Consider the following 15,524-nt stretch of genomic DNA (forward strand, 5'->3'; position numbering starts at 1 on the left):
TGTGATGCTTCTGTTATACTACCTGTTCGCTCACAATAGGAGAGAACTTTTTTACGAAAATCTATTGAATATGCCATAAGAAGATTATACCACATTATGTACTGTTTTAGGTTCATTTTACTATATTTATATAATCTGACTAGACAATGACCGACTTATAGCCACAAAAAAGAGGGTTGCCCCTCTTTCTACTTAGTTTTTATCCAGATTGCGTAGCATCTCGTCAATCTTGTTTCCATATTCGATGGATTCGTCTTTGACGAAAGTTAAGTCTGGAATTTTGTACAATTTCAAATTGCGACCCAGTTCACGTTTGATAGTACCAGTTGCTTTTTCAAGTCCGACTTGAGCTTTTTGATTATCTGAAGCCAGGTTACTCAAAATAGTGTAGTAGACCTTAGCAACAGACAAGTCACCTAGCATCTGAACATCAGTGATGGTCACACCTTGGACACGCGGATCACGGACTTTCTTTTGCAAAATCTCATTGACTTCGCGCTTGATCTCCATGCCCACACGATCCGTACGGAAATGATTTGCCATATTTCTTCCTTTCTCTCAATTGAACCAAAAGCTAGGCCAGCAGACCTAGCTTTTCTTGAGTTATTGATAACCATTTCAAATTGAAATGAATTTCAATTTGAAATTACTCGCTTCTTTCGCCGTGGTGAAAGTTATGAAACCATGGGTTTGCTTGCGTCCTTCGCCACTAAAGAAAGGAGCAAAAAATTATCTCTTGATTTCTTCCATGATATAAGCTTCAATCACATCATCCATCTGGAGATCATTGTAGCCATCAATCATGAGACCACCTTCACGGCCGTTTGTAACTTCTTTAACGTCATCTTTATAGTGTTTCAAGCTAGCTAGAGCGCCATCGTAAATAACAACACCATCACGGATAACACGGACTTTAGAGTCACGGGTAACTTTACCGCTGGTAACCATAAAGCCACCGATTGTTCCCACTTTAGATACCTTGAAGGTTTCGCGGATGATCGCTTCACCAATAATTTTTTCTTTAAATTCTGGGTCAAGCATCCCTTTCATGGCTTCTTCCATCTCTTCGATAACCTTGTAGATGATGCTGTGGAGACGGATTTCTACATCGTCAGCTTCTGCTTGTTGACGAGCTTGTGGTGTAGGGCGTACATTGAAACCAACGATAAAGGCATTTGAAGCTTCGGCAAGAGTCACGTCAGATTCATTGATAGCACCTACTGCTGAGTGAACAATAGTTACTTTAACGCCTTCCACATCAATCTTTTGAAGTGATGCAGAGAGAGCTTCAACAGAACCTTGTACGTCAGCCTTGATGATGACGTTAACAGACTTGAGTTCTCCTGCTTTAAGGGTATCAAAGAGGTTTTCAAGGCTGACACGTTGAGTAGCTTGACGTTGCTTCATAAGAGCACGTTTAGCACGTTCTTCACCAGCTGCACGCGCAGATTTTTCATCTTCGTAAACAGCAAAGTGGTCACCTGCCATTGGCGCTTCATTCAAACCAGTGATCGATACTGGTGTTGATGGGCCTGCAACCTTCACACGACGTCCGAGGTCGTTGGTCATAGCACGGACACGTCCAAAAGTATTTCCGACAACGATTGGATCTTGGACATTCAAAGTACCTTGTTGAACAAGAAGGGTTGCAACTGCACCTTTTCCTTTATCCAAACGAGCTTCGATAACAGTACCGATGGCACGAACTGTTGGATCAGCTTTGAGCTCTTGAATTTCAGCCACAAGTAGAACAGTTTCCAAGAGTTCATCGATATTTTGGTTGAATTTAGCTGAGATTTCTACAAACTCAGAATCGCCACCCCAAGCTGTTGACATAACACCATGTTCAGCCAATTCACCGATAACACGTTCTGGATTAGCACCTGGTTTATCGATTTTATTGATAGCTACGATGATTGGGACATTAGCTGCTTTTGAGTGGTTGATGGCTTCGATAGTCTGAGGCATTACCCCGTCATCTGCCGCTACGACCAAGATAGTAATATCGGTAACAGAAGCACCACGCGCACGCATAGATGTAAAGGCCGCGTGTCCTGGTGTATCAAGGAAGGTAATCTTCTTACCATTTTCCTCAATCTGATACGCACCGATATGCTGAGTGATACCACCAGCTTCACCTGTTGCAACACGAGAATTACGAAGGGTATCCAAAAGGGTTGTTTTACCATGGTCAACGTGTCCCATGATCGTTACAACTGGTGGACGCTCTACGAGTTCATCTTCATTGAGATAACCCTCTTCAGCAAAGAAACGTTCGATATCAGCATTATCGACTTCAACCTTTTGTTTAGCATCAATACCGTAATCTACCATGAGGAGTTCGATTGTTTCACCGTCCAAGGACTGGTTTTGTGTCGCCATCACACCCATCATGAAGAGTTTCTTAACAATCTCAGCTGGTTCGCGTTTGATACGTTTTGCGATTTCCGCAACGGTCATACCATCTGTATATTCAAATTCTGTTGGCAATTCATGGAACTTACGCTCTGTAACAGGTTTTGGTGCCTGATTACGGTTGTTTTGCTTATTGCCTTTTTTATTCTTTTTGTTATTGTTCCAGTTACTATTTCTTTGATTTCTCACTTGATTTTGACTACTTCGATTCTTTTGTTGTTTTCTAGGACCATCTTCTTCGTGATCGAAATCATCACGTTCTTTGTCTGGTCGAGCTTGTTTCTTACGACGTGTATCCACTACAGGTTCTTTAGCTGCAGGTGCTACTTCAACCACTGGTTGAACTGGCTTTACTTGTTCAGCTAATTTAGCGACTTCTTCAAAGATTTCCTCAGGCTCCTTGCGTTTATTTGCTTGGGCCAAGGCTTCTTTGGCAGCTTGAGTCTGCTTGAAGCGTTCCTCACTTGAACGAGCATATTCTGCATTTTGCTCTGCCTTTAGAGCAGCTGCACGGGCTTTAAAGTCAATACGTGGGCCTGCTTGATTTGGACGTTTATCCTCTTGCTGACGACGATCATTCCCACGATTTTGCTGACCTTGTTGTTTTTTACCTTGATCATTGAATCGGCGGTTGTCGCGATTCCCTTGACCTTGTTTACCACCATTACGGTTATCATTTTTTTGACGATTTCCACTTTGCTGGTGGTCACGGTTATTGCCCTTATTTTGCTTGCGTCGTTCAGCCTGCTCTTTTGCACGTGCTTCACGCTCAGCCTTAAAGTTTCGACTCTGTGGTTTTGCTGGTGCCACTTTTTCTTCTTTAGGAGCAACAGTTGCTGCTGGTTTTGCCTCTTCCTTAGTGACAACTGGCTTTGGAGCCACAGGTTTCGATTCTACCTTTGGAGCAGGAGCAGGTTTAAAACTTGCTACGATTTTTGAAGCAGCTGCTTCCTCCACACTTGATGAGTGGCTTTTTACATCCAAGCCCAACTCTTTTGCACGCGCTACAACTTCTTTACTTTCTTTTCCAAGTTCTTTTGCGATTTCGTACAATCTTTTCTTAGACAAATCATGTCCTCCTCTTCTATTCCATAAGAGACCTCATTTTCTTTGTAAATCCAGCATCTGTCACAGCCAAAACTTTTCTTGATTTTCCGACTGCTATGCTTAATTCCAGTGTTGAAAACACGGTAATAACTTCTACTTGATAATAATGACTTTTATCCTGAATCTTCTTGGTCAGGTTGGGACCAGCATCATGGGCGAGAAATACCAGTTTTACTTTCTGGTCTTGGATAGCCTTGACGACCATTTCTTCACCCGAGATGATTTTCCCTGCTCTCTGAGCAAGTCCCAAGAGATTGGCAATTTTTTGTTTATTCAAGTCCTAACTCTCTTCTTTTCACTTTGTGATCGACATAGGCAATCAACTCGTCATAAAAGCTCTCTTCAACTTCCATACTAAAGCTACGGTTAAAGACTTTTTTCTTTTTGGCCTCAAGGGCTTCTGCATTGTCTAGCTTGATATAAGCACCACGACCATTAGCCTTGCCTGTCGGGTCGATAAAGACCTGTCCCTCTTTGTTCTTGACAATACGGAGTAAATCGCGCTTATCAATCACTTCATTGGACACAACAGACTTGCGCAAAGGGATTTTTCTAGTTTTCATCCTTCCCTCCTCTGATCAGCTTTTATTCTTCGACCAATTCGTCTGTTTCTACCTGGTCAGCTTGTTCTGCTGCTTCCATGGCTTCAAACTCACTTGCAGACTTGATATCGATACGGTAGCCAGTCAAGTGAGCTGCCAAACGAACGTTTTGTCCACGACGACCAATCGCAAGAGAAAGCTTGTTATCTGGCACAACGACCAAGGCACGTTTACTGTCGTTTTCATCAAAGATAACTTGGTCAACTTCTGCAGGAGCGATAGCGTTGTAGATAAATTCAGCTGGATCTGCTACCCATTCGATAACGTCGATGTTTTCTTCGATTGGAACCATACGATCGCTCTTAGCATCGTAGCGAGCTGGGTGGAATTTGCTAGTGATTTTCTTGATGTTAGCACCACCACGTCCGACGATTGTCCCGATCGCATCCACGTTTGGATTGTGGCTACGAACAGCAACCTTTGTACGGTCACCTGCTTCACGAGCCACGCTCATGATCTCAACTGTTCCGTCATAAACTTCAGGAATTTCTTGTTCCATCAAGCGTTTGATCATTTCTGGGTGGCTACGACTTACAAAGACATTCACACCACGAGGATTGTCTTCAACCTTGTAGACATAAACTTCGATACGATCGTGAGAAGCAAAGACTTCACCAGGGATTTGGTCTTGTTTTGACAATTGAGCTTCGATGCTGCCAAGGTTGACATAGATAAAGCGATTATCAAAACGCTCTACTGTACCTGACATGATTTCTTGCTCATGCTCTTTGTAGGTGTTGTAGGTAATGGCACGTGTTTGCTTGCGCATTTTTTCCATGATGGTTTGTTTGGCAGACTGAGCTGCTACACGACCAAACTCACCTGGTGCTTCTTCAAATTTAATCTTGTCCCCAAGCTCGTAAGCTGAGTTAATGGCAAGAGCATCTTTCAAGCTGATTTCCAAACGGCTATCAAATACTTCATCAACAACTTCACGAACAGTATAAACTGTAAAGTCACCTGTCTTTTCGTTGAAATCAATGGCTACACTATCAGACTGCCCATAGCGTCTGCGATAGGCTGAACGAAGTGATTCCACCACTGCATCAATGATGTCTTCTTTTTTGATTCCCTTGTCTTCTTCCAAAATGCGGAAGGCCTCTAGCATTTCTTTACTCATCTTCTATTCACTTTTGAATCTTCAAAAGCTTCCTTTCTTTTACTATAATTTTACTGCTAAACGTGCTTTTGATACCAAACTGTATGGGATTTGGACTGTTTTCTTACGAGTCTTGTCCATATACTCCATAGTCAACTCATCCTCTTCAAAGGCTAGCAAGGTTCCTTCAAAGACCTTTTGCTTATCGATGGCTTGGTAAAGTCCAACATGGATGTATTTCCCAACTGCTCCAGCGACTGCTTCCTTGGTTTTCAAAGGACGCTCCAAGCCTGGACTGGTGATTTCTAGGAAATATTGTTCTGGGAAGGGATCTGGCTTGATAGTATCTAGGACAGGACTGATGATTTCTGTCAAGTCCGCTGTGTCGTTCAAGGTAATTCCCTCTGGTTTATCTACAAAAATACTAAGAATCATGTCACTGCCAATCTTTCCGTACTCGATATCCACGAGTTCAAAGGGAGCTTCAATGACAGGTTCTACGACTTCTCTGACTAATTCTACGATAGTTGCGATTGCGTCCACCTCCTCATAAGCAAGAGGCGAAGATATTTCCCCGCCTCACTTTCTCATATTCTTACTTACAGTATAGCACTTTTGACCACTTATGTAAAGTATAAGCACTCAGAAGGCTTGATTTTAAGCTTTTTCTTAAAATTCTGCCTCAACTCGGTAGATAACTTGACCCTTACTTGAGAATTTTTGCTCGTATTCTGTCATGACATTACCTTCAAAGTCACTGGCATGCAAGTCCAACCAAACGCCATTAAGTTTCATGCCATATTGAGAAAAACTCACTAGACTATATTCAAACAAGCCACGGTTATCTGTCTTGAAATGAATCTCACCGTGTTCAGGCAAGATACGCTTGAAGGTATCCAAGAAACTTTTATAGGTTAGACGACGCTTTTCATGGCGTTTTTTAGGCCACGGATCTGAAAAGTTTAGGTACAAGCGATCAATCTCACCATCTTCAAAGTAGTCAGTCAAATCTGAACCATCAACCCACAACAACTTGATATTGGGTACTGCAACTTCCAAGACCTTGTCCAAGGCATAACTCAAAACAGACTTTTGAATATCAATCCCGATATAGTTGATATTAGGGTTTTGTTTGGCCATACCTGTCACAAAAGCACCCTTACCACTACCAACCTCAACATGGATAGGATTGTCATTTCCAAATAAATCTCGCCATTTCCCTTTGGCTTCTAAAGGATTTAAGACAACATACTGAGGATTAGCCTCTAGTAATTCTGTTGCCCCTTTACGATTTCTAACTCTCATCTCTTCTTTCCATACTTGTCACGGAAGATACGCAAGGCATAAATCTCCCGATTGACATTTTCTAGATCTTCATTTGTATAATATTTGGCAATCTGGCTCAAGAAGGATAACTGAGCATACCAAAATAGTTTGTTGATGACTGTCTGGTTGTATTTATAACCGTAATAAGTCAACCACTCTTTCCACTGATAGTCTGGAATATAGTGACATAGCATATGCGCTACATCAAACATGCGATCCGTTAAACGAACGGAATCCCAATCCACTAAATAAACAAGACCGCTCTCTGTCTCAATCCAATTACTATGTCGTACATCTCCATGAACGATCGTTGCATAATCTTCCCTAAAGTTTGGCAAGCTTCCTCGCAAATCCTCTACTACCATTCTTAGATATTGATTGTTCTTCAAGGATTCTGGAGCATCTTTTAACCAAGCCTGAAGCAAGTCTAAAGGTGTTTCTAAAGAATAGCCCAAACGAGTCAATTGCGTCATCAAAGGACGCGAACGATGCAAACGACTCAGAATATTGATAATCTGCTTGCGATTCATATCATAAGGGGTCAAAATTTTACCATTCAACCATTCTTGGGCACACATATCACGCCCATCCGATAAACGGCGAGTCCATAATAATTGAGGAGCGATTTGTTCCTTGGCTAAACCAGGTAGGATTGGAGAGGTGTTCATTTTAATAAAGACGCGCTTCCCATCAGGGTAGCTTCCCATATAAGCTTTTCCGCTTTTCCCAGGTATAGGGGTCAGCGTTAGCTCAATATCACCCAAGTCCATTTCTTTCCTCCGTATAAAGTTTCCTTACTATTCTACTAGTTTTTAGGCTATTCGTCAACCAGTCCAGACCTGATTCTAAAATAAAAGCCTCTGGGGTGGGTTGGGTTATCATTATAGAAAGAAAAAGGTAAGCACAATCTCCTACTTACCTTTCATGATTTTTATAAATAAAATAAGAGTGGCCAACTGTTGTAAAACATATGGACTAGAGTAGAAACCCATAGATTTTGGCTCTTTTTATAAGCAAAGCCCAGTAACAAGCCCCCAAGTAGATAAAAAATAAACGAAGGGACATTAGAAGGTCCATGCATGAAAGAAAAGAGAGAGGAAGTTAGCACAAGCCCTAACCAAGAATTTTCAAAAACCGCACCTTGAAGAAGTCCCCTGAAAATGAGTTCCTCCTGGATGGGTCCAAAAACTGAGGTAGTCAAAATCAAAGACAGAGAAATTCCTCTGCTGACTTCCTCCAAGTGTTGAACTCCTGCTCCAGAAGAAACAGCGAAGAAATGAATATAAACTAGCGTCTCAAGCACACTTAGAAGAAAGATTGCAATGAAAAGTAAAAATTGTTTCTTGCTTAACATCCCAAAAGAAATCATTTCAAACTTTCTAGCATAAGCAACACTCAGCAAGGTTACTAGAAGACTTACAATAATCAATGCGGATTCATTTTGAAAAAAATCCCCATGGTTAATCGTATAAGGAACTGTAATGACGATTAGTAATACTAAAAATCCAAAACAAAAGGCATGAAATTTATCAAAAAAATCCATAAAACTATCCTCCTCACCAAACAGACTTCCCTACACATCATCCTTTAGTGCTAGCCTTTCCAAAACAAACCATTTGAGTAACCAAAATCCGACCACATAACCACCCCCTAAGAAGATAGCCATTAAAGATAGCATGGGATTTAGGAAATAAAAGACCACAACAGATACAAAGGTTAGCACAAAAACATTAAAGGCAATGGTGTCAGAAGCCAAGTCTAGAATATAGGGCGTCAACCAGTCTAAGGTTTTTGAATCTAGGAAAAATAAGTGTTTATACATGATGAACTCCTCTATGGCTGAAAATCAAGCCTTTTGGTTTTTTACCCCAAGACCCTATGTAGAAAAGTGAGCAAAAATGGTAAGTTTGCGATGATATTATTAACAATATGAATCGTGTAAGAAGGATAGATAGTCTTGGTATAGCGTGTCAAACCACCAAATATACATCCAACTGCTGTATAAACCAGGATGTCTAGTAGACTAGGAAAACTTGAAAAATGGGGTAAGGCGAACAAAACCGACGGAAATAGAATATCCAGTCCCCATCTTGAATTCTTAAAGAAGGCATGTTGAAGCAGTCCCCTACATACCAATTCTTCCATCAGAGGCCCTAGTACTATTAAGGTTAGGTAAACACCGAACTCTGCAAAATTGGTCTCACTATAGGCAATAAATAAATTCCAACCTTCGTTTGTCCCCTGAACATGTTTAGCTGTCAGATAGTTAAAGCTTATAAGAACGACAGCTGCTAACACCGTCAGAACAGAATAACTCACCCACTTTTTCCTAGGGATACAAAAGAGATAAGCATGACCCGACCTGATTAAAATCCAAACCATCAGGCCTATAAAGAGAAGACTGATGATGTTTCGAATCCAGATAAGATTTCCTACCCAAGACGAGAACTCCCAATAATTTCTCCAAAATTGGGTTGTCCAAGACAACCCGAAAAACAAAAACAAATAGGAAAGGACTGCACTCGTTTTGAAAAGAATAGAATATTTTTTCATAGAAACTCCCTAATAGCTTTGATATCGTAACCGCCACCAATTATCATTTATACTCTTCGAAAATCAAATTCAAACCACGTCATCGTCGCCTTACCGTACTCAAGTACAGATTGCGGCTAGCTTCCTAGTTTGCTCTTTGATTTTCATTGAGTATTAATCCTCTATCATTCAGTCTCGGTAGCTATCACCATGACTTTGATAAGCTAATACATCTACCCTTGTGTACTTTTGTTGCTGTTAAAAACTTTATATTTTTCATCATCTAGGCAGTCAATTCTTTTCAAAATGATAGACCATCATCTTTTTTCTACCTAATCATTTTATAAAACTTGATAGTCTCGATGAAAAGTTGTGGCAGATACCACTCTATGATTTGTGAGGTCAAGATAATCTCCTGGATAGCCAAGGACATACATACTATAACCAGCAAAACCTCCTCCTGCTGTTCCGACTAGGCCAATTTTGAGATTGGTTACAAGAGAAGACTGAAGGCCTGCCATTAAAATTCGGACATGATTGTCTAGCCATACTATGTAATTCTTTTGCAAGGCGTCTTCTACCCAACTTGGTTTAGGAGTGTCTTTACCAATTTCCCAAACTTCTGCTATTTGATTTTTATATTTTGCTTGCATCTTTTTAATCTTTCTTTTAAGACTATCACAGGGTTTTTATGTTCTTCTTGCCTGGTCTATGTTTTAGCAGACTATAGATCGTAACAGGGGTACTTACCAGTACAAGAACATTTCTCCAGAGTTCAGTTGAAATCATGAGTACTCTTATACAAAGAACAAGAGATAGCAATATTATTACAACTCGGGCACATAAATCTAACAATTCGACATACTTTTTCATATGATTCCTCCTTTTAGAATTATCAAAATAAGGATGCAACATTTTTGTATTTCACAGATAATACTTAGCAGATATTAATTTAAAACTATTCATTCTATTTAGATGATCCATTCTAGACCTATAAAACTTCTATGTTCAAGATTCAAAGTGGCTTTTTCTCCATTTTTTATTGAACTGAACGAAGATATAAACCGAAGCAAAGTATGCTAGTGCATCCATTACATAATACCACTCATTTCCTCTAAGCGGATAAAGACAAGTTTGCATGATTACATACAAGATGACAATCGTAATTATTTTTTTCGCCATAAGATTCACTCCCTTATTTTTGTTTAGCTTTGATATCCTTGCAATTTTAGTATAGCATTGTTTTTTTAGGTTTTGCATCCTAATCTTGAATTATCATCGAAACATCTTGAATTGCAAAAACTTCATTAAACCCTACTTTTTATAATACTTCAAACCCCAAATGAGCAGAAGCATGATAAGCAAGCAGAGAATAGCACCAATATAGGCAATTATTTGCTGATAGAATTCCCCTGCTGTGATACCCCTATACAAACAAATAATAGACATAAAACCTGTCAAGCCGATATACATGAGTTGATTGGTTCTAGGACTAACCAAATCATCATCTTCAAACTCTCTTATTCTCATTTCCCTAGTGAGATAAACAGTGACCAAAATAGAAGCCAAGTTAATAACCACTAAAAGAAATTGGAAAACTAAGGAAAAATGTAAAAACTGACGAGATAGAAATAGATAAGTAGAGACAAGCAAGGGCAACTGACCTAGGAACAATCTCGCAAGGAAGATATTCCGTTTTTTAGCAAGAAAAGTTTTCATTTCTTTGCTCCTTTCTTTTTCATTAAAGCAAAATAGATTATAACTGCAATCAGATAGGCTATGGTATAAAATAGCTGATACCAAATACTCTCCCTAAGCGGATAAAGAAAGATGGACATGATCAGATACAAAATGAAAATGATAAGTATTTTTTTCCTCATAAGATTTCCTCCTAAATGTGTGCTTTATCTTAGATGAGCTGCCCCCTTTACACTCTTAGTATAGCACTGATTTATTTAGGTTTTGCACCCAAATCATGAATGGTCATCAAAATCTCCTAAATTGTAGAAAAAGCAAGCACGGAAAACATGCTTGCCCTAATAAAACATAACAAATTAAAATGCACTCATCCTTACTTCCCTTTCTTCTGATACATTCTCATGATAGCTAGGACGATAAAGACTAGCCAGCTTGCTAAAACTAGTAGAGTGAGGCCTGTATGTATGATTTCAGGTGTCCTCTCTATTTGGCTGATGAGACGGACTAAGGACATCACTGCCATCTGAATGAGGAATATGGATTCCGCCCTAACCAATGATGTCTGCTGATTTTCAACTGCATGTAAAAAGGCTGGTAGCAAGACACAGGTTGTAACAATTATAATCAGATTAGCTCCTGTACCTTCTCCCTCCTTGACTAGAGAAAAAATGAGAAGATTTGATAGGATGATTAGTAGAGAACAAGCTATAAAATAGGATTTCTTATTCATATAGGATACCTCACAAACTAGAGTATATATTATTTTTGGTTTCTGAATGATATTCATTATTTTGGTAAGGAGAAAGTTCTTTGTTCAATTCAAGATGTTTCAATAACCATTCAAGATTTGGATGAAAATTTTTTAAAAATAGTACTATACTAAACTTGTCAAAGTTGCAACAAGACAAAAAAGAAATGTATTAATCTTATAGGTTTTATTCATAGTAAATACCTATAAGGTATATTGTATGGACCAAGTTAGAGTGTATATCAATTTTGTAAAATGGGGGTGGGGGCTTGATGAAATTTCAAAACTGTAGTTCGCAATTTGGCCTATGTTTATTTGGTCTGTACATAGTTGTAGAGCATCAGGATTTATTAAACTTTATTATTGGAGGTGTGTTAATTATTACTTCCATTATATCGTGTCATGTTAATTATAAGAAATACAAAAGGAGAAAAAATGATTGATTTAGCTATTAAATTTCAAAAATTAGAAACCTCTCCCGATGGTTGATGATAGAGAAAATTATTTTATACAAGCAATTTACTGTAACTCAAAATTACTTTGATTAACTATTCAGCCATACAGACCGAGAAACAAGAATTCTCGGTCTTATTTTCATCATTCTGTATGTATCATAGTAAGTACCTGACGAAAGACTTGATTTTGACAGGTGGTATTTAAACTAGTATTAGGATAAGTTTCCACAAGCTTCATAACGGTATAGAGACCAACACCTCGGCCCTTCCCTTTAGAACTAACTCCAAAAGAGAATATTTCAGAAACATCTATCCCCTCTTCTTTGATGGAGTTTTCAATGATAAAGGTCTCCTGTGCTCCATTTTTTATAAAGGCGATTGAGACATGAGGCTGACTGGCCTCTACACTAGCTTCAATAGCATTGTCACATAGGATAGACACAATAGTCAGAAAATCAAGCAGACTCATACTCTCGACTTGAATTTCCTCAGGAACTTCGACATTAAAGACAATATCCTTTTCTCTGGCTTTTAGAAATTTGCCTGCTAGGAGACTTTTGAGGGCACGGTCCCGAACATTCACCAATCGTCCAAGGTCATATTTATTGTCCTGCAATTTCTGACTGGAGTCCTTCAAGACGGAGTCGTAGACCTCTTTTATCTGCTCCATATCCTCCTCTTCAATGCCCAGACGTAAGCTGGTCAAGAGGTTAGTGTAGTCATGGCGAAAACTCCGTACTTCCTTGTAAAGTTCCTCTATATGCCGACTATAGCGTTCCATATCTCTATAGCGCAAGGTCTGCTCTTGGTCCAATCTCTCATGGAGTTTGTCCTTCAAATAGGTATCCAGCTTTTTGATAATCCCCATAAAAAAGAGTAGGTAAAACACTAGGATGAGATGGCGAACAGTCGTTGATTGAATACCTTGTTCATATTCAAAGAAAGACAGACTTTGCATCACTAGATAGTAAGCCCCCATTATCCAGTTAATCTTAGTCAGGGACTTTTGAAAACCTTTATCTAGAATCTCCTTTCTCAAGTTAGTGAAATCATAGTCCAACCATTTCAAAAAGACTAAAACTATGAAGCAAACGAATATCGTCATCAATAAAAAGATAGGATTGCTATCTTTATCTACAATTTCTTGTCCCCAAAATGGAAGCACAAAATAGGAGACCCCTCTATAAAAGAGATTCACCAATATCATTGGAAAGAGACCATAAAAGAAGAGGAGTTTTTTAGGAAGCCCTCTTAACAGTAAGAAAGACAAGCCGATGCCATACAAGGGTTCCATAAAATAAAATAGGAAACTATCTCCTACCATATAGCCAATCATTAAAAAAACAAAGGCCAACAGTATCTTAAAAAGAAAGGCTTTAAAAATCCTCTCAAAAGTGAGACCAATTCCATCCACCTTAAAGAAAATGACAATTTCTAGTCCATGAGTAATAAGTGTATACAATAATATCCAAGCAATATTCATAAACTCTCCTAGCTCAATGCAAGTTATTGATAGCTTCAGACACTTCCCTGACCTTATAACGCGCTATCATACAGCTTCCACCATTGGGAAAGTAAAGAAGTTTTTCTTTTTTATCCAAACGAACCACATTGGCAGGATTGATGAGAAAAGAGCGATGGCACTGCAAGAGACGGGGCTCCTGCTTGAGAACCTCCTCTAAACTCGCCGTAAATTCCAACCTATCTGTCTTGGTATAGAGAATAACACGATGGGGTCTTGGAGACGTTTCGAGATAGTAAACCTCTTTAAAAGGATACTGGAATTGAGCAAATTTTGATTTAAAGTAAAAGCAATCTTCCGCCAGGCTTTTACTATCTTGACTATTGGCATAGAGAAGGGCTGTTTCAATCCGAGATTCAAACTCCTCTGCCGAAAGGGCCTTATCAATGTAGTCCAAAGCTGACACTTGGTAGCGAAAGGACAGGGGCATAAACTCTGAGTGTGTCGTCACAAAGACGATTAGAGCATAAGGATCCCGATCCCGAATCTTTCTAGCCACTTCTAGTCCCTTCATCTCTTCATTTCGAATCTCAATGTCCAAAAAGAAAAGCTGATGCGCCCCCTTCTCATGCACCTCTACCAGCAGTTGGTCTGGTTTCCCAAAGACTTCAAAAGAACTGGGAATGATACTCTGTTTTTTCAAAAGTTTTTCAATTGTCGTTTCAATTCTTGCTTGTTGGGAAAAATCATCTTCTAAAACAAAAATTCTCATCTTCTTACTCTCCTTCTTTCAACCATTTTTGGCGAATTTCTCTATAACGACGTCTGGAATACTGAACAGCATATCGACCTTCTTCTCCAAGAAAAAGAGTCTTTGATTGGAGTTCCATGGATTTTACTCGTTCAAGGTTGACCAGACAATTCCGATGACATCTCGTTAAGGTTTCCCCATATTGTTTCTCAAGCTTGCTTAAATTTTGAAACAGATCAAAGCTAGCTTCTTTAGTAAAAATCTGCACGGTATGGGCTTTACTTGGATGCGTTTGGATATAGTAGATATCCTTTATGTTTAATTTGAAAATTTCTTTCTCTTTTTGAATGATGATATAGTTCATGGATAAAACCTCCTAAAAAGAGGATAGCATAAGTCTAGCAACTAATTTTCACCAAATCCTAAACGGTCCTCAAAAATTCCTAAAGTGTTGAATTTTTTACTAAATAACCATGATAACCTTACAACTATTTTATCATAAAATCCCGCTATTACCATTCAGGAAATTTCAATGACAATTAAAGATTTGTAGATAAAAAAAGAGTAAAAAGTGATAGGCTATGATTAGAAAGACAAAGGCTTAAAACAACTTTAAAACCATCACAAAGGAGGAATTCTCATGACAGAAACAGACCCAATCAAAAGAGCTCAGACACTGATAACTGAGTTAAACAAAGCCTACCAAGTCTGCAAACAGGCAACAACTGACGATGTCCGTTTCCAGGAGCAACTGGACAATATCCTCTGCTTTCTCTCTAAAGCTGAGACAGTGGATAATCGATTCTTGATTGAGCTGGAAAAATTTTACCAAACTTCCAGTCTTCTCATGGGCCTCAGTGCTCTCAATCCAGATGCCCCTACCCGTGCCGCTTGGAGAGCCTATGACCGCTTCCACTTTGACCAAGTCAAAACCAAGTTGAGTCTCTACGGGCCAACCCTTATCTTGTAGTAACTAAAAAGAAGCTGAGACAGATTGAACTCAACTTCTTTTTTAGTATCATATAAGCAATGTTATACTCAATGAAAATCAAAGAGCAAACTAGGAAGCTAGCCGCAGGTTGATCAAAGCACCGCTTTGAGGTTGCAGATAAAGCTGACGTGGTTTGAAGAGATTTTCGAAGAGTATAAGTCTCTACGGTCCAACCCTTATCTTGTAGTAACTAAAAAGAAGCTGAGACAGATTGAACTGCACCCCAAAAGTTAGACATAAAAATCTAACTTTTGGGGTGTTTTTATTATGAAATTAACTTATGAAGATAAAGTTCAAATATATGAATTAAGAAAGAAAGGAGAGAGCTTTAGACAACT

General features: G+C 39.1%; 20 protein-coding genes. 1 reads left to right on the forward strand and 19 read right to left on the reverse strand.

Annotation, left to right across the window (positions count from 1 at the left end; genetic code table 11):
* The 19 genes from QM917_RS10050 to QM917_RS10140 form a co-directional block, all read right to left on the reverse strand.
* On the reverse strand, positions 1-77 hold a 77-nt coding region (locus tag QM917_RS10050), incomplete at its 3' end, for an IS630 transposase-related protein (RefSeq protein WP_138024939.1).
* Positions 78-192: 115 nt separating this feature from the next.
* Positions 193-543: a 30S ribosome-binding factor RbfA gene (gene rbfA / locus QM917_RS10055; protein ID WP_001273602.1), complete on the reverse strand. Its 351-nt coding sequence runs from the start codon at positions 541-543 to the stop codon at positions 193-195.
* A 186-nt stretch (positions 544-729) separates the two neighbouring features.
* On the reverse strand, positions 730-3,483 hold the full coding sequence (gene infB / locus QM917_RS10060; protein ID WP_414285659.1) for a translation initiation factor IF-2: 2,754 nt from the start codon (positions 3,481-3,483) through the stop codon (positions 730-732).
* A 16-nt stretch (positions 3,484-3,499) separates the two neighbouring features.
* Complete coding sequence (locus tag QM917_RS10065) at positions 3,500-3,799, reverse strand: YlxQ-related RNA-binding protein (RefSeq protein WP_223140590.1); 300 nt, start codon at positions 3,797-3,799, stop codon at positions 3,500-3,502.
* Complete coding sequence (gene rnpM, locus QM917_RS10070; RefSeq protein WP_000857562.1) at positions 3,792-4,085, reverse strand: RNase P modulator RnpM; 294 nt, start codon at positions 4,083-4,085, stop codon at positions 3,792-3,794. Before rnpM ends, QM917_RS10065 begins: the two co-directional genes overlap by 8 nt.
* 22 nt (positions 4,086-4,107) lie before the next feature.
* Entirely contained in the window at positions 4,108-5,244 is a 1,137-nt protein-coding gene (gene nusA, locus QM917_RS10075; protein ID WP_000032287.1) for a transcription termination factor NusA, read from the reverse strand.
* 42 nt (positions 5,245-5,286) lie between these two features.
* A complete protein-coding gene (rimP, locus tag QM917_RS10080) occupies positions 5,287-5,766 on the reverse strand; it encodes a ribosome maturation factor RimP (protein ID WP_000338687.1) in 480 nt (159 codons plus the stop codon).
* 126 nt (positions 5,767-5,892) lie between these two features.
* Positions 5,893-6,528: a tRNA (guanosine(46)-N7)-methyltransferase TrmB gene (trmB, locus tag QM917_RS10085; protein ID WP_001266101.1), complete on the reverse strand. Its 636-nt coding sequence runs from the start codon at positions 6,526-6,528 to the stop codon at positions 5,893-5,895.
* Complete coding sequence (ccrZ, locus tag QM917_RS10090; protein ID WP_371559068.1) at positions 6,525-7,319, reverse strand: cell cycle regulator CcrZ; 795 nt, start codon at positions 7,317-7,319, stop codon at positions 6,525-6,527. Before ccrZ ends, trmB begins: the two co-directional genes overlap by 4 nt.
* 161 nt (positions 7,320-7,480) lie before the next feature.
* Entirely contained in the window at positions 7,481-8,092 is a 612-nt protein-coding gene (locus QM917_RS10095; RefSeq protein WP_414285661.1) for a lysostaphin resistance A-like protein, read from the reverse strand.
* Positions 8,093-8,122: 30 nt separating this feature from the next.
* The gene (gene blpZ / locus QM917_RS10100) at positions 8,123-8,371 is read right to left on the reverse strand and encodes an immunity protein BlpZ (protein WP_414285663.1); all 249 of its coding nucleotides are present in this window, start codon (positions 8,369-8,371) and stop codon (positions 8,123-8,125) included.
* A gap of 41 nt (positions 8,372-8,412) precedes the next feature.
* Complete coding sequence (locus QM917_RS10105) at positions 8,413-9,102, reverse strand: lysostaphin resistance A-like protein (protein ID WP_414285664.1); 690 nt, start codon at positions 9,100-9,102, stop codon at positions 8,413-8,415.
* A 320-nt stretch (positions 9,103-9,422) separates the two neighbouring features.
* A complete protein-coding gene (locus QM917_RS10110) occupies positions 9,423-9,734 on the reverse strand; it encodes a role in replication (RefSeq protein WP_414285666.1) in 312 nt (103 codons plus the stop codon).
* 355 nt (positions 9,735-10,089) lie between these two features.
* Complete coding sequence (locus tag QM917_RS10115) at positions 10,090-10,263, reverse strand: hypothetical protein (protein WP_007555849.1); 174 nt, start codon at positions 10,261-10,263, stop codon at positions 10,090-10,092.
* A gap of 132 nt (positions 10,264-10,395) precedes the next feature.
* On the reverse strand, positions 10,396-10,800 hold the full coding sequence (locus QM917_RS10120; protein ID WP_414285668.1) for an immunity protein: 405 nt from the start codon (positions 10,798-10,800) through the stop codon (positions 10,396-10,398).
* Between the two features lie 352 nt (positions 10,801-11,152).
* Positions 11,153-11,509, reverse strand: coding sequence for a hypothetical protein (locus tag QM917_RS10125; protein WP_414285670.1), 357 nt, complete (start codon positions 11,507-11,509; stop codon positions 11,153-11,155).
* Positions 11,510-12,124: 615 nt separating this feature from the next.
* Positions 12,125-13,465, reverse strand: a complete 1,341-nt coding sequence (locus tag QM917_RS10130) for a sensor histidine kinase (RefSeq protein ID WP_414285672.1) — start codon at positions 13,463-13,465, stop codon at positions 12,125-12,127.
* Positions 13,466-13,478: 13 nt separating this feature from the next.
* Positions 13,479-14,216, reverse strand: coding sequence for a response regulator transcription factor (locus QM917_RS10135; protein ID WP_414285673.1), 738 nt, complete (start codon positions 14,214-14,216; stop codon positions 13,479-13,481).
* 4 nt (positions 14,217-14,220) lie between these two features.
* On the reverse strand, positions 14,221-14,559 hold the full coding sequence (locus QM917_RS10140) for a LytTR family DNA-binding domain-containing protein (RefSeq protein ID WP_248034717.1): 339 nt from the start codon (positions 14,557-14,559) through the stop codon (positions 14,221-14,223).
* A gap of 276 nt (positions 14,560-14,835) precedes the next feature.
* Here QM917_RS10140 and QM917_RS10145 point away from each other — a divergent pair, with 276 nt between their 5' ends.
* Positions 14,836-15,165, forward strand: a complete 330-nt coding sequence (locus QM917_RS10145; RefSeq protein WP_049549671.1) for a hypothetical protein — start codon at positions 14,836-14,838, stop codon at positions 15,163-15,165.
* Positions 15,166-15,524: the final 359 nt, after the last annotated feature.

This window comes from Streptococcus infantis (assembly GCF_047460685.1).
GTDB classification, from domain to species: domain Bacteria; phylum Bacillota; class Bacilli; order Lactobacillales; family Streptococcaceae; genus Streptococcus; species Streptococcus infantis_AD.

Excerpts from the sequence above, each read along its gene's own strand:
- QM917_RS10140 (WP_248034717.1), bottom strand. The coding sequence starts at position 14,559 with ATGAACTATATCATCATTCAAAAAGAGAAAGAAATTTTCAAATTAAAC.
- QM917_RS10095 (WP_414285661.1), bottom strand. The coding sequence starts at position 8,092 with ATGGATTTTTTTGATAAATTTCATGCCTTTTGTTTTGGATTTTTAGTA.
- rbfA (WP_001273602.1), bottom strand. The coding sequence starts at position 543 with ATGGCAAATCATTTCCGTACGGATCGTGTGGGCATGGAGATCAAGCGC.
- QM917_RS10145 (WP_049549671.1), top strand. The coding sequence starts at position 14,836 with ATGACAGAAACAGACCCAATCAAAAGAGCTCAGACACTGATAACTGAG.
- trmB (WP_001266101.1), bottom strand. The coding sequence starts at position 6,528 with ATGAGAGTTAGAAATCGTAAAGGGGCAACAGAATTACTAGAGGCTAAT.
- QM917_RS10110 (WP_414285666.1), bottom strand. The coding sequence starts at position 9,734 with ATGCAAGCAAAATATAAAAATCAAATAGCAGAAGTTTGGGAAATTGGT.
- QM917_RS10135 (WP_414285673.1), bottom strand. The coding sequence starts at position 14,216 with ATGAGAATTTTTGTTTTAGAAGATGATTTTTCCCAACAAGCAAGAATT.
- QM917_RS10115 (WP_007555849.1), bottom strand. The coding sequence starts at position 10,263 with ATGGCGAAAAAAATAATTACGATTGTCATCTTGTATGTAATCATGCAA.
- nusA (WP_000032287.1), bottom strand. The coding sequence starts at position 5,244 with ATGAGTAAAGAAATGCTAGAGGCCTTCCGCATTTTGGAAGAAGACAAG.
- QM917_RS10130 (WP_414285672.1), bottom strand. The coding sequence starts at position 13,465 with ATGAATATTGCTTGGATATTATTGTATACACTTATTACTCATGGACTA.
- rnpM (WP_000857562.1), bottom strand. The coding sequence starts at position 4,085 with ATGAAAACTAGAAAAATCCCTTTGCGCAAGTCTGTTGTGTCCAATGAA.
- QM917_RS10125 (WP_414285670.1), bottom strand. The coding sequence starts at position 11,509 with ATGAATAAGAAATCCTATTTTATAGCTTGTTCTCTACTAATCATCCTA.
- blpZ (WP_414285663.1), bottom strand. The coding sequence starts at position 8,371 with ATGTATAAACACTTATTTTTCCTAGATTCAAAAACCTTAGACTGGTTG.
- ccrZ (WP_371559068.1), bottom strand. The coding sequence starts at position 7,319 with ATGGACTTGGGTGATATTGAGCTAACGCTGACCCCTATACCTGGGAAA.
- QM917_RS10105 (WP_414285664.1), bottom strand. The coding sequence starts at position 9,102 with ATGAAAAAATATTCTATTCTTTTCAAAACGAGTGCAGTCCTTTCCTAT.
- QM917_RS10120 (WP_414285668.1), bottom strand. The coding sequence starts at position 10,800 with ATGAAAACTTTTCTTGCTAAAAAACGGAATATCTTCCTTGCGAGATTG.